The 12,664-nt window shown below is 73.4% G+C and carries 14 protein-coding genes; 8 read left to right on the top strand and 6 right to left on the bottom strand.

Going from position 1 to position 12,664, the window contains the following annotated elements; translation table 11 throughout:
* The first annotated feature begins 85 nt into the window (after positions 1–85).
* The gene (locus tag HF577_RS16465; protein WP_169396737.1) at positions 86–250 is read left to right on the top strand and encodes a hypothetical protein; all 165 of its coding nucleotides are present in this window, start codon (positions 86–88) and stop codon (positions 248–250) included.
* 13 nt (positions 251–263) lie between these two features.
* Here HF577_RS16465 and HF577_RS16460 read toward each other — a convergent pair whose 3' ends face one another.
* Entirely contained in the window at positions 264–752 is a 489-nt protein-coding gene (locus HF577_RS16460; protein WP_169396736.1) for a hypothetical protein, read from the bottom strand.
* 133 nt (positions 753–885) lie between these two features.
* Between HF577_RS16460 and HF577_RS16455 the strand changes: the two genes are divergently transcribed.
* Both HF577_RS16455 and HF577_RS16450 read left to right on the top strand, forming a co-directional pair.
* Complete coding sequence (locus tag HF577_RS16455) at positions 886–1,251, top strand: YkvA family protein (protein ID WP_312859176.1); 366 nt, start codon at positions 886–888, stop codon at positions 1,249–1,251.
* A gap of 60 nt (positions 1,252–1,311) precedes the next feature.
* The gene (locus HF577_RS16450; RefSeq protein ID WP_169396735.1) at positions 1,312–1,722 is read left to right on the top strand and encodes a tautomerase family protein; all 411 of its coding nucleotides are present in this window, start codon (positions 1,312–1,314) and stop codon (positions 1,720–1,722) included.
* 27 nt (positions 1,723–1,749) lie between these two features.
* Here the strand turns inward: HF577_RS16450 and HF577_RS16445 are convergent, their stop codons facing one another.
* Positions 1,750–2,172: a PPOX class F420-dependent oxidoreductase gene (locus HF577_RS16445; protein WP_169396734.1), complete on the bottom strand. Its 423-nt coding sequence runs from the start codon at positions 2,170–2,172 to the stop codon at positions 1,750–1,752.
* 102 nt (positions 2,173–2,274) lie between these two features.
* Between HF577_RS16445 and HF577_RS16440 the strand changes: the two genes are divergently transcribed.
* On the top strand, positions 2,275–3,213 hold the full coding sequence (locus HF577_RS16440; protein WP_169396733.1) for an NADP-dependent oxidoreductase: 939 nt from the start codon (positions 2,275–2,277) through the stop codon (positions 3,211–3,213).
* 17 nt (positions 3,214–3,230) lie between these two features.
* Here HF577_RS16440 and HF577_RS16435 read toward each other — a convergent pair whose 3' ends face one another.
* Positions 3,231–4,427, bottom strand: a complete 1,197-nt coding sequence (locus tag HF577_RS16435; RefSeq protein WP_169396732.1) for a hypothetical protein — start codon at positions 4,425–4,427, stop codon at positions 3,231–3,233.
* 521 nt (positions 4,428–4,948) lie between these two features.
* Between HF577_RS16435 and HF577_RS16430 the strand changes: the two genes are divergently transcribed.
* Positions 4,949–5,842, top strand: a complete 894-nt coding sequence (locus HF577_RS16430; RefSeq protein ID WP_312859175.1) for a M23 family metallopeptidase — start codon at positions 4,949–4,951, stop codon at positions 5,840–5,842.
* On the opposite strand, the gene sthA is transcribed toward HF577_RS16430, so the two are convergent.
* Entirely contained in the window at positions 5,839–7,251 is a 1,413-nt protein-coding gene (gene sthA / locus HF577_RS16425; RefSeq protein ID WP_312859174.1) for a Si-specific NAD(P)(+) transhydrogenase, read from the bottom strand. The two genes, HF577_RS16430 and sthA, sit on opposite strands and share 4 nt — an antisense overlap.
* 265 nt (positions 7,252–7,516) lie before the next feature.
* On the opposite strand from sthA, the gene HF577_RS16420 reads away from it, so the two are divergent.
* Positions 7,517–8,653, top strand: coding sequence for a DUF4192 domain-containing protein (locus tag HF577_RS16420; protein WP_169396730.1), 1,137 nt, complete (start codon positions 7,517–7,519; stop codon positions 8,651–8,653).
* Between the two features lie 20 nt (positions 8,654–8,673).
* On the opposite strand, the gene galE is transcribed toward HF577_RS16420, so the two are convergent.
* Both galE and HF577_RS16410 read right to left on the bottom strand, forming a co-directional pair.
* A complete protein-coding gene (gene galE / locus HF577_RS16415) occupies positions 8,674–9,636 on the bottom strand; it encodes a UDP-glucose 4-epimerase GalE (RefSeq protein ID WP_169396757.1) in 963 nt (320 codons plus the stop codon).
* 138 nt (positions 9,637–9,774) lie between these two features.
* Complete coding sequence (locus HF577_RS16410; protein ID WP_169396729.1) at positions 9,775–10,494, bottom strand: metal-dependent transcriptional regulator; 720 nt, start codon at positions 10,492–10,494, stop codon at positions 9,775–9,777.
* 93 nt (positions 10,495–10,587) lie between these two features.
* On the opposite strand from HF577_RS16410, the gene HF577_RS16405 reads away from it, so the two are divergent.
* Both HF577_RS16405 and HF577_RS16400 read left to right on the top strand, forming a co-directional pair.
* A complete protein-coding gene (locus HF577_RS16405) occupies positions 10,588–11,457 on the top strand; it encodes a sulfurtransferase (protein WP_169396756.1) in 870 nt (289 codons plus the stop codon).
* Between the two features lie 37 nt (positions 11,458–11,494).
* Positions 11,495–12,664, top strand: coding sequence for an acetoin utilization protein AcuC (locus HF577_RS16400; RefSeq protein WP_169396728.1), 1,170 nt, complete (start codon positions 11,495–11,497; stop codon positions 12,662–12,664).

Below are 12,664 nucleotides of genomic sequence, written 5' to 3'. Positions count from 1 at the left end.
GGTCAGCCGGGTCGGTTTCGGACCGGGGCTGGTAGGAACAGGGGACGCGTCGTCGACGCGGCAGGCCCCGAGGAGGTCCGTTCAGATGCTGCTGAAGATCCTGGGCATCGCAGTGGTCATCTGGCTCGCACTGGCGGTGCTGGGGGCGGTCTTCGAGTTCCTCACCACGGCGCTGGTGATCGGCGCCGTGGTGGCGCTGGGAGTGGTGACCTACTCCGCGGTGAAGCATCGCCGGTCGATCGGGCGCTGAGAGCGCGCCGGCGTCACCGGGTGGCGGCGGGCACCGGGCCGCAGTTGTCGTCCACGTACGCCTGCACGCGCTCGCGCGCGCCGGTGAACTCCGCTGACCCGAGCCGCGCGTTGAGCTCCGGATCACGCGCCAGTGCCGCGCCGTCGCCCCCGTTGGCCTGCAGGGCGTCCAGCTGCAGGTTGGCCGCCTGCACCGTCAGGTCGACGTCGGAGCGGATGGCGTCCGGTGCCGAGTCGCGCATCGCGGCACCGGCGCGCCGCACGCCGTCGATCGAGGCAGAGAGCTCCTGGGGGGACGCGCCGCCGCGGGTGATCAGGGCGGACAACGGCCGGACCGCCGCGACGTTGGCCTGCGCGGCGGTACAGAACGGGCTGGGCGGGGGAGCCTGCTGACGAGTCGGCTCGCGGTTGTCGGAGTCGGCGACGGAGCCGCCGCAGCCTGCGGTGATGGCACCGGCGACCAGCGCGGCGGCAAGTTTTGCGCCACGCGAAACGAGACCCATCGACACTTCCCCCGCGAGCGATCAGTGGAGCTGCCGACGATAGCGCCCGCCCGGCACGGCCGCGGTGTGGTGCCCGCTCGCCGATCGGGCGAGGCGTCCGGAACGTTCCGACTGTCGAGATCGTTGTGAGAGTGTGCCCAAGATCGGACCACGCCGGATCGCCGCGTTCCGCGCCCTGTGGCGCGCCCTGTCCGATGGACGCAGGCCGGGCGCACCCGGGTTCGGCGACCGGCTCCGGTCGCTGCCCCGGATGCTCGCCGGTGCGCTCTCGGGCCGCTACCCGGAGCTGAGCCGGGGGCGGCTCGGGCTACTGGTGCTCGCCCTGGCCTACCTCGTGTCACCGGTCGACCTCGTCCCGGAGGCGTTCCTGGCGTTGCTCGGTCTGGGCGACGACGTGATCGTCGCGCTGTGGCTCGGGGGCGCCGTCCTCGTCGAGACCGACCGTTACCTCGAGTGGGAGCGCACCCAGCCGAAGGTGGTCGAGCAGCCGCACGACTGAGCCGTCCGCACGCCGAGGCCGATCGCGGGCGAGCCGGCAGGGCTCCTTACGGTATGCGCCATGCCGATCCTCGAAGTCCATCTCGTCGAGGGGATGCACACCCCCGCCCAGCACTCCGAGCTGCTCTCGGCGATGAGCACCCGCTACGCCGAGCTCCTGGGATGGCCCCTCGACGGGGTGCGGGCGTGGGTCACCCTGCACCGGCCGGAGCTCTGGGCCACCGCGGGCACGCCGGCGTCGAGCCGGTCGGCTCCGTACTTCACGGCGATGGTGCTCGAGGGCAGGCCGGTGGAGCAGCGCCGGCGGCTGCTGGGCGACTTCACCGACATCGTCGTCGACGTGCTCGGGGTGGACCGGAGGCTGGTCCACGGCCGGATCATCCCGGTGCACCCGGACGACTGGGCCACCGGCGGGGTGTCGGGCGGCGCTCGGCGCGGCGACCCCCGGACCCGCCTCGCCACGTCGGGCTGAGCCGTCCGCCGCCCGCCCGGGAGCCGCTCAGTGCTCCGTCCAGGGGCCGACCCCACCCACCCGCTCGACGGCGATGCGCACCACGTAGCCGGCCGGCGCGTCGGGCGGCAACGGGAACTCGGCACCCGGCCCGGCGTAGACCTTCACGAGCCGTTGCAGCAGTTCGGGCGCTCCGCCCTCGGTGACGGTGGCCGTGCCGTACACCACCAGGTTGTGCTGCATCCCGAGGGCATTGCGCTCCTCGGCGTCCAGGGACAGCACGACGCGGGGATCACGACGGAGGTTGCGGACCTTCCGGTGCTCCGGCAGGTGCGCCATGACGATCTCGTCGCCGTCGAGCCCGACCCACACGGCACTGAGCTGAGGACTCCCGTCCGGGTTGATCGTCGCGCAGTGGGCGAGCCTTCCGGACTCGATGAGGGCGCGCGCACTCTCGGGAAGGGGGCTCACGGTCGCACCGTAACGGGTGCACTTGCCCGATGCCGGAGTGTCGTCCGCCGACCCGGGCCGGTATTCCTGGTCTTCTGATGGTAGGTATCGGACGTGGGAACGATGCGCGTCATCACGCAACTCTCGACCGGCGGTCCCGAGGTACTCGAGATCGGTGAGGCGGAGGTGCCCGAACCGTTGCCCACCGAGATACGTGTGCGCGTGGCCGCCGCCGGGGTGAATCCCGTGGACTGGAAGACGCGCGCAGGCTCGGGGATGGCGGCGGTGATCGGGCCGCCCCCGTTCACCGTCGGATGGGACGTCGCGGGCACCGTCGACGCGGTCGGCCTCGGCGTCACCCGGTTCTCGGTGGGCGACTCGGTGTTCGGGATGCCATGGTTCCCGCGCCAGGCCGGCGCCTACGCCGAGTTCGTCATCGCCCCGTCGCGGCACTTCGCGCACCGCCCCGCCGGGCTGTCGGAGGTGGAGGCGGCGGCGCTCCCGCTGGCCGGGCTCACCGCGTGGCAGAGCCTGGTGGACATCGCCGGCGTGCAGGCGGGCCAGCGGGTGCTCGTGCACGCCGCCGCGGGCGGGGTCGGGCACCTGGCCGTCCAGATCGCGAAAGCCAGGGGCGCCTACGTGATCGGCACAGCGTCGATCGGCAAGCACCACCTGCTCAACGACCTCGGCATCGACGAGGCGGTGGACTACCGGGCCGAGGCGTTCGAGAAGGTGATCGACCCCGTCGACCTCGTGCTGGACATGTTCGGTGGGGAGATCGCCGTGCGCTCGCTCGACGTGCTGCACCCCGACGGTCGCCTGATCTGCCTGCCGTCCGGCGCTGCCGCCGAGGCCGTGGCCGCCGCGGCGGACCGTGGGCTGCGTGCCACCGGCATGCTCGTGGAGCCCGACGGGGACGGCCTCGACGAGCTCGCACGGCTGGTCGACGACCGGCGGCTGCGGGTGCTGGTGGCCGAGACCTTTCCCCTGGAACGGGCGTCGCACGCCCACCGGGCAGGCGAGCTCGGGCGCACCACGGGAAAGATGGTGCTGACCACGTAGCCGGAGTGCCCGGCCCGTCAGCGGCGCGGTGGCGTGCTCCTGGCCCGGGCGACGACGTCCTTCACCCGTTCCCGGACACCACGCAGCTCGGTCAGGTAGAGCCAGTAGTCGGGGTGCACCCCGGTGAGCCGCTCCTCGGCGTTCGCGAGCCGCACCGACTGGGCGTCGAGGATCGCGCCGAACTCGGTGACCAGCCCGCGGTCCACCACGAGCCGCTGCGCGTCGCGCAGCACGAACCGGGCGTCGGAGGCCTGGCGGGTGGGGTCGGTCCGGGCCTCGCGCAGCTGGGACAACCGGTCGGTGACCACGTCGTACCGTTCCTCGGCACGACCGAGCGCCGATCGGGCTGCCGTGATCCGGTCCAATGCCTCGTCCCAGTCGCCGTCCCCGGCCAGCTGTCGAGCCTGGGTGATCGCCCGGTCGGCGTCGGCGATGGCCTCGCGGGCGAGGGTCTCGGCCCCGGTGAGATCCCGGGAGCAGGGCTCGGAGAACTCGCGGCGCAACGCCGACATCGACGGCTCGATCCGGTCGGCCTTGGTCTCGGCGGCCGAGCGGCGGGTGCCGATGCTGGTCAGCGCCGTGCGCACCGCCTCGGCCGTGCGTGGTGCCTCGGCGGCGAGCGCGGCGGCTGATCGGGCCAGGTCGAGCGTGTGCTGGGCCGACCGGCGCTGGTCGCGCAGGCGCGCGCCGGGGGTGTCGAGCTGAGCGGCGGCCCGCTCGGCCTCCGCCAGGCGCTCCGCCGCCCGGCGGGACCGGACGCCGGCCGCGTCGGCCTGCTCCACCGCGGTGCGCGCCTCGCGCAGCGCCGTGTGCGCCTGCTGGACCGTGCGGGGCAGGTTGCTCACTGCGAACGCCGCCTCGTCGAGCGCCCGGGAGTTCGAGGCACGGAAGCGGCGGATCATCTCCCGCGCCCGCTCGATCTCCCGCAGCGCCCGCTCGTCGGCCGCGCGGGTGTCCGCCGCCCGCGCACCGCCCGGCGGCTGGTCGCCGGTTGCGGCCAGGTAGGCCTCGGTGGCCGCATCCCCGACGGCCGCGACCTCCGCCCACGCCCGGGTCAGCCCGTGGCTGCCGCCGAGCTCGTCGGCAGCCCGCACGGCGTCGGCGACGGCGCGCTGCTCGTCGTCCAGGGCGAGAAAGCCTTGTGTGGCGGCGTGGCGGGCGACGAGCGCGCGCTCGTCGGCGGGCTCGTCCCTCCGGTCGGACCTGCGGAACAATTCGCTCCCCTCGCGCGCTGGGATGGTCGAAACCGTACCCGGAAGGGTGCTCTGTGTGCGTATGCGTAGATCACCAGGGAGCGGGAACATCGGGGCACCGAGGGCTTGACGGCTGACCGGTCCGGCGTTCCCGATCAGCACCCCGCCTCCGTTCGGCGCGGATCCTGCGGCCACCGGCACCGCGGACTACTCCGTTCGCTGGTACCGCACCCGCCGTGATCGCCTCCCGGATACGGGACTACGGCTGCCGGCGGGGGACCGGAGGCAACTCTGCGCTGAACGGGAGGCGCCACATCGGCGTGTTGGGCCCGACATGCCGGTCCGGCCGCTCGCCGCGCCGTTCCGTCCGGCGATCTCAGTTCTGGCGGTGCGGGGGTCAACGTCGAGTCAACCGCGATTAACGTTTCCCCCGGATCGATAACGCCCCGGTCACAGACCGGACACGGACCGCACCCCCGGCGGTCCGCCCGCACCCCCGAGCGGGATGTCCGGCCGGAGCGCCCGATCCGGAAGGAAAGGTCGTGGCACGGCACCGCTCCCCCCAGGGCCGGCGCGCACACCTCGGGCCCCCGCTGCCGGCCGTCATGGCGGCAGCGGGGGTCGGTGGCGGCGCCCACCGGTCGATCTCGCTTCCCCAGCTCACTCCCTCGCTCCCCGTCCGCTTCGTCGCGACGGTTGTCGCCGGTGGCGCAGTGGCCGCTGCAGGTCAGCACGCGCTCGCCGAGGCTCTGCCGGCGGCGGCCGACGGCGCCAACGTGCTGCGCATCGGAGTCAACGAGCTCCTCAGCTCCGCTCCGGACGTGCAGGCCGCTGCGCTCTCCGCGCCGCTCGTCGCCGATCCCCCCGTCGTCGCCGCGGTCGCCGCGGCGGTCGGGCCGGTCACGCCCGAGCCCGTTGTCGCCGACGCCGCCTCGCTCGTCAAGGCCGCCGACCTCCAGCAGGCCGCTGCCGATGCCGCTGCTCGCGCCGCCGAGCAGGCGAAGGTGGCCGAAGCCGCCCGTGTGGCCGAGGCCGCCAAGAAGGCCGCGGCGTCCACCGTCGAGATGATCATCGGACGGGTCACGTCCGGGTTCGGTGCCCGCTGGGGCTCGTCTCACCAGGGCCTCGACATCGCCGCCCCGATCGGCACCCCGATCCGCGTCCCGCTCGCCGGCACCGTGATCGACTCGGGTCCCGCGAGCGGGTTCGGCCTGTGGGTGCGCGTCCGGCACGCCGACGGCACGATCACCGTCTACGGCCACATCAACCGGTCACTGGTGCGCGTGGGCCAGAAGGTGACAGCCGGTCAGGAGATCGCCGAGGTCGGCAACCGCGGCCAGTCGACCGGCCCGCACCTGCACATCGAGGTCATCACCCCGGGCGGCACGAAGATCAACCCGCGCCCGTGGCTCGACCAGCACGGCATTCGCTACTAGCTCCCGTTCGCGAACACGTCCAGCGCGCGCATCTTGTTGGTGACGTCCAGCGCCGCCACCTTGTACGCCTCCGACAGCGTGGGGTAGTTGAGCACCGTGTCGACGAGATAGTCGACCGTGCCGCCGCACCCCATGATCGCCTGTCCGATGTGGACGAGGTCGGTGGCGTTGGTGCCGAACACGTGCACGCCGAGCAGCTTGTGGTCGACGGTGGACACCAGCAGCTTCAGCATGCCGTAGGAGTCGCCGACGATCGCGCCGCGCGCGAGCTCCCGGTAGCGCGACATCCCCACCTCGTACGGCACCGACGACTGCGTCAGCTCCGCCTCCGTCTTCCCGCAGTAGGAGATCTCGGGAACGGTGTAGATGCCGATCGGCTGCAGCTCCTGCAGCTCCCGCACCGGCTCGTCGAAGGCGTGGTAGGCCGCGAGCCGCCCCTGGTCCATGCTCGTGGCGGCCAGCGCGGGGAAACCGATCACGTCGCCCACCGCGAAGATGTGGGGGACCTCCGTGCGGTACTGCTTGTCCACCGAGATCCGGCCCCGCTTGTCGGCCGAGAGCCCCGCCTTCTCCAGGTCGAGCTCGTCGGTGACACCCTGGCGCCCCGCCGAGTACATCACCATGTCCGCGGCGATCCGCTTGCCGCTCGCGAGGCTCGTGACGGTGCCCTTGGGGGTGATCTCGACCTTCTCGACCTCCTCGCCGAACCGGAACGTCACGGCCTGGTCGCGCAGGTGGAACTTGAGCGACTCGACCACCTCGGGATCGCAGAACTCCAGCATCTGCGGGCGCTTCTCCACCACCGTGACGCGGGTGCCGAGAGCGGCGAACATCGACGCGTACTCGATGCCGATCACACCGGCGCCGACCACGACCATCGAGCCGGGTACCCGCTGCAGCGTCAGCACGGCGTCGGAGTCGATCACGTGGTTCTCGTCGAACTCGACCGCGTTCGGCCGGGCCGGCTTCGTCCCGGTGGCGATGACGATGTTCTCGGCCGTGACGGTGTTGTGGTCACCACGCGAGTCGCCCTCGACGACGACCGTGTGCGCGTCCTCGAACCGGGCGGTACCGGCGAGGATGTCGACGTGGTTGCGCAGCAGCTGGTTGCGGATCACCTCCACCTCACGGCCCACGACGTGCGCCGTGCGCGCCAGCAGGTCGGTGATCGTGATCTCCGACTTGACGCGGTAGCTGGCGCCGTACATGTCCCGCTGGGCGAAACCCGTCAGGTAGAGCACCGCCTCGCGCAGCGTCTTCGACGGGATCGTGCCCGTGTTGACGCAGACGCCCCCCATCATGTTGCGCCGCTCCGCCACGCAGACGCGTTTGCCCAGCTTGGCGGCCGCGATCGCGGCCTTCTGGCCACCGGGACCAGAGCCGATCACCAGCAGGTCGTAGTCGTACACGGGATGTCCTCCCACTCGCTCGCTCGGCGGGCGCCACCGGATCAGCGCCGGTGGCCGTCCTGCCACGGGGAAAGGGTCGCGGGCGGAGGCGTCCCCCGGCAAGCGGGGGAGGTTAACAGTCGGCGACGACACTTCGGCCGTCCGTGCCGCGGCCATCCCCATATGCCCGTCCGGACGGCGATCTCCAGCGGGGCCCCGCAGGTGGTCCACAGCCGAACGGCGCAACGGATGGCGCACCGCACCGGAGGCGCCCGACGCTGCGCACATGGCAACTCCCGACATCCCCCGCTCCTCCTCCGCCCTGCCGCCCCTGCCGGGCGACCCGTCCACCCTCCGGGTCCGCGAGCCGGGGGAGCTGCTGGCGGCCGTCCCGATCCTGCTCGGTTTCCATCCGCGTGAGTCGCTCGTGCTCGTGGCCACCGGCGGCGAGTCCGGCCGCAGGCTGGGCCTCACCCTCCGCGTCGACCTCCCTCCGCCCGAGCACGACGCCGCCGTCGCGGCCGACGCCGTCCAGAACCTGCTCCTCGACAGCCCCACCGGCGCGGCGGTGATCGTCGTCGCCGGGAGCGCCGAGGCCGTGCGGCCGCGCGAGGATCTGGTCGGCCTCGTGGTCCACGCCCTGGAGGCCCGCGGCATCGACGTCCACACCGTGCTCAGCACGCCGAGCACGGCGGCGGGCGCCCGGTGGACCTGTTACGACCCCTGCGGATGCACCGGTCTCGTGCCGGAGGGCTCCGCCACCCCGTTCGCAGCAGCCTCGGTGGCTGCCGGCCGGGTCGTGCGGGCCGATCGGAACGAGCTGGAGCAGCTCCTCGCCCCGGCCCACCCCGAGCGCATCCGCAGGCGGGAGGCGCTGCTGATCCAGGCCGCTGACGAGGCGCTGTACCAACCCGATCCGGGAGCGTCCCGCCGGGCCGCAGCCGACCGCGAGGGCCTGGACGCCGAACTCACGCTCGTCGACGCCGCGATCGCCGACGCGGCGGCCGACCGGCTGGTCCTCGACGACACCAGGGTCGTCGCGCTCGCCGGGGCGCTCGCGGTCCCGGACGTCCGCGACGCCGCCCTGCTGCGGTGCGTCGGTCCCGCCGCGGCCGCGGCGGAACAGCTGTGGACGGCGCTGGTGCGGGAGACGCCGGACCCCGAGGCCGCGGAGCCCGCCGCGCTGCTGGCGGTGTCGGCCATGGTGCGGGGCGACGGAGCGCTCGCCAACATCGCGCTCGACCGGGCGGAGCAGGCCTGGCCGGGGCACCGGCTGACCGCGATCCTGCGCTCGGTGCTGCTCGGGATGCGGCCCGAGGAGATCAGGGAGTGGGTGCGTGGGGGCGGGGAGCAGGGCGGCGTGTCAGCCGTGCCGTTCCCCACCTCGCGCCGCACCATCCGCAGAAACCGGCCCGGCGCATGAGCACGCGGTGCCGGCGGGGGTCAGACGGGCTGCCTGCTCTGGGTGAACCGCCAGGCGTCGCCCACGATCCTGGTGATGTCGGTGTACTGGGGGCGCCAGCCCAGGTCGGCCACGGCCGCCTCGCTGGAGGCGATCAGCACGGCGGGGTCGCCACTGCGGCGGGGCGCCACGGTCGTGGGGATCGGGTGTCCGGTCACGGTCCGGCAGGCCTCGATCACCTCGCGCACGGAGAAGCCGGTGCCGCTGCCCAGGTTGTAGATCGCGTGCTCGCCCGGCTTCGCGTGCTCCAGCGCCAACAGGTGCGCGGCGGCGAGGTCGTCCACGTGGATGTAGTCGCGCACGCAGGTGCCGTCGGGGGTGGGCCAGTCGTCGCCGAACACCTGCACCACGTCACGCGTGCCCGACGCCACCTGCAGCACGAGCGGGATGAGGTGCGTCTCCACCGTGTGCCGCTCGCCGAAACGGCCGTGCGCGCCGGCCACGTTGAAGTAGCGCAGGCTCACCGCCGCCAGGCCGTGGGCGATCGAGTACGACCGGATCGCGTGGTCGATCGCGAGCTTGCTGGCGCCGTAGGGGTTGGTGGGCCGGGTGGGGGAGTCCTCACGGATCGGCACCTGCTCCGGCTCGCCGTAGGTGGCCGCGGTGGAGGAGAACACCAGCCGGGGTGTCTCGTGCCGCCGGATGGCTTCGAGCAGGCGGAAGGTGGTCACCACGTTGCCCGACCAGTACAGCTCCGGGCGCTGCACCGACTCGCCCACCAGGGAGCGCGCGGCGAAGTGGAGCACCCCGTCGAAGCCCTCGGCCAGCAGGTCGTCGGCCGCCTCGGCCAGATCGGCCTGCACGAAGCGGGCGCCGTCGGGCACCGCGTCCTGGTGACCGGTGGACAGGTCGTCGAGCACCGTCACGTCATGGCCCGCGTCCACCAGGTGCGCGGCACAGACACTGCCGACGTAGCCGGCTCCACCGGTGACGAGCAGCTTCACGAAGATCCTCCTGGTGCGGGGTGGCTGACGGGGCGTCGCGCCGACCGGGCGCCTGCCGGCGCCACGCGCCGCGGCGGAGCGGAGCGCGTCGGCGGCGCACACCGTCTCATGCTGCTCCGGCCCACCGGACGAGGGGGATCAGCGCGCCCGCACCAGCACGGCGTGGGCGATGAGCGGGGCCACGCTGGCGTCGGCGCCGTCGGCCGCCACGGGCACGGGATCCCCGAAGCGGGTGATCGGCCGCACCTGCACGTCGCGCCCCGGCACGATGCCCGCACCCTTGAGCTCCGCCATCAGGTCGGCGTCCACCTGCACGTGCTCGGCGATCCGGCGCACCTCCACGCGGCCGCCACCACGCCGGGCGAACTCGTCGAGCCGCTGCAGCCCCACCTCGAGCGTCGGCGGGGCCGACACGCCCCCCTGCACGGGGTCGTGGAGCTGCGAGAGCTCGTCGAGACCCGGGATCGGGTTGCCGTAGGGGGAGATCGTCGGGTTGTCGAGCAACTGCACGAGCTTGCGCTCCACGGCGTCGCTCATCACGTGTTCCCAGCGGCACGCCTCGGCGTGCACGAACTCCCACTCGAGCCCGATCACGTCGGAGAGCAGGCGCTCGGCGAGGCGGTGCTTGCGCATCACCGACACTGCCCGGGACCGACCGGAGTCGGTGAGCTCGAGGTGCCGGTCACCGGCCACCACCACGAGGCCGTCGCGCTCCATGCGGGCCACGGTCTGGCTCACGGTCGGCCCACTCTGACCGAGGCGTTCCGCGATCCGGGCGCGCAGCGGTACGACGCCCTCCTCTTCGAGTTCGTAGATCGTGCGGAGGTACATCTCGGTCGTGTCGATGAGCTCGTTCACGCGCTCAGCCCTTTCGTCAAGACCCCATCCTATCTGTGTCAGGCCTCATGGAGGTCCGCCATCCCCGGCAGAATTGGCCGGGTGACCGCCCCACTGCCTCCGCTGATCACCTCATCCGACCTTGCCGCACTGCTGGACACGTCGAGCAGCGCCGAGCGACCCGTGGTCCTGGACGTGCGCTGGCGGCTCGGTGGACCACCCGGACGGGCCGACCACGACCGCGCCCACCTCCCCGGTGCGGTGTTCCTCGACCTCGACACGGAGCTGGCCGATCCGCCCGGTCCGGCGGGCCGGCACCCGTTGCCCACGCCCCAGCGGCTGCAGGACGCGCTGCGGCGAGCCGGGGTCCACGACGACTCGCGCGTGGTCGCCCACGACGACGGTGACGGGGTGGTGGCTGCGCGCGCCTGGTGGCTGCTGCGGTGGGCGGGGCTGCCCGCCGGCCGGGTGGCCGTGCTCGACGGCGGTTTCGCCGCATGGGTGGCCGCCGGCCTGCCCACCACGGCGGAGCCGTCGCGGCCCGAACCGGGCGACGTCACCGTCCGCCCGGGCGGCATGCCGGTGCTGGACGCCGACGGTGCCGCTGCCCTGGCTCGGGACGGTGTGCTGCTCGACGCCCGTGCGGCGCCCCGCTACCGGGGGGAGACCGAGCCGGTCGACCCGCGAGCCGGGCACATCCCGGGCGCGCTCAACGCACCCGCCGCCGACCTCGTCGGCCCCGACGGGCGCTGGCTCGCCCCCGAGGTGGTGGCGCAGCGGCTGGCGGCGCTGGGGGTCGCCGCGGAGGGCGGTGCGGATGTCGCCGCCTACTGCGGCTCCGGGGTCACCGCCGCGGCGTTGGTGCTCGCGGCCGAGCACGCCCGGCTGCGGCCGCCGGAACAGCCGATCGCGCTCTACTCCGGCTCCTGGTCCAACTGGTCCGCCGACCCGGAGCGGCCGGTGGCCACCGGCGCCGCGCCCTGACACGCGGCGGGCCCGGCGATCCTTTACGGTCGCGGCCATGAGTCCCCGAGCTGCGGTGGTGTGGACGCCCGAGTTCCTCCACTACGACCTGGGTGATGGCCACCCGCTCGATCCGGTTCGCCTCGACCTGACCATGCGCCTCGCCACGGGGCTGGGTGTGCTCGAGGGCGTCGAGCCCCTGGTTCCCACGCAGGCGCCGGACGACGAGGTGCAACGGGTGCACGTGCCGTCCTACCTCACGGCGGTGAAGTCGGCGCCCGAGGCCCCGTTCGGGGTGGGGCACGGGCTCGGCACGGAGGACAACCCGGTCTTCTTCGGGATGCACGACGCCAGCGCACTGGTGTGCGGCGGGTCGCTGCTCGGCGCGAAGGAGATCGCCGAGGGCCGGGCCGACCGCGCCGTCAACATCGCGGGCGGGCTGCACCACGCGATGCCCGACCGGGCCTCCGGGTTCTGCGTCTACAACGACTGCGCCGTCGCGATCTCCTGGCTGCTCGACCACGGGTTCGACCGGATCGCCTACATCGACGTCGACGTGCACCACGGCGACGGGGTGCAGGCCGCGTTCTACGGCGACCCGCGGGTCCTCACCGTCTCGCTGCACCAGCACCCGATGACGTTGTGGCCGGGCACCGGGTGGCCCGGTGAGTACGGCGACGGCGACGGCGCCGGGTACGCCGTCAACCTGCCGCTGCCGCCGGGCACGTCCGACAGCGGCTGGCTGCGCGCGTTCCACGCGGTGGTGCCGTCGCTGGTCAGCGAGTTCCGGCCGCAGATCCTCGTCACGCAGTGCGGGGTCGACACCCATGCCGAGGACCCGCTCGCCAACCTCGGGCTGTCCGTCGACGGCCACCGCACGATCTACCGGGCCCTGCGCGAGCTGGCCGAGCACGCCGCGGGCGGCAAGTGGCTGGCCGTCGGCGGCGGCGGGTACGGGCTGTTCCGGGTGGTCCCGCGGTCGTGGACGCATCTCGTCGCCACGGTGCTCGACCGCGACGTCGAGCCGCACCGGCCGCTCCCGGCCGGATGGGTGGCCCACGTAGCCGGGCTCACCGGGCAGCAGCTGCCCACCTCGATGACCGACGGTCGCGACAGCGGCTACGAACCGTGGGGCGAGGGCTCCGACCGCGTCGACACCGCCGTGCTGGAGACCAGGCGTGCGGTGTTCCCGCTGCACGGCCTCGACCCCGACGATCCCCGTGACTGA

Origin of the sequence: Pseudonocardia xinjiangensis (assembly GCF_012911925.1) — a bacterium.
GTDB lineage: Bacteria > Actinomycetota > Actinomycetes > Mycobacteriales > Pseudonocardiaceae > Pseudonocardia > Pseudonocardia xinjiangensis.
Note: the sequence above shows the minus strand (reverse complement) of the source record. Positions and strands in the feature narration are given on the sequence as shown.

Bases quoted from the DNA above. Each gene is read 5' to 3' on its own strand.
- HF577_RS16465 (WP_169396737.1), top strand. From the start codon at position 86: ATGCTGCTGAAGATCCTGGGCATCGCAGTGGTCATCTGGCTCGCACTG.
- HF577_RS16420 (WP_169396730.1), top strand. From the start codon at position 7,517: ATGGCAACTCCCGACATCCCCCGCTCCTCCTCCGCCCTGCCGCCCCTG.
- HF577_RS16450 (WP_169396735.1), top strand. From the start codon at position 1,312: ATGCCGATCCTCGAAGTCCATCTCGTCGAGGGGATGCACACCCCCGCC.
- HF577_RS16400 (WP_169396728.1), top strand. From the start codon at position 11,495: ATGAGTCCCCGAGCTGCGGTGGTGTGGACGCCCGAGTTCCTCCACTAC.
- HF577_RS16460 (WP_169396736.1), bottom strand. From the start codon at position 752: ATGGGTCTCGTTTCGCGTGGCGCAAAACTTGCCGCCGCGCTGGTCGCC.
- HF577_RS16440 (WP_169396733.1), top strand. From the start codon at position 2,275: ATGCGCGTCATCACGCAACTCTCGACCGGCGGTCCCGAGGTACTCGAG.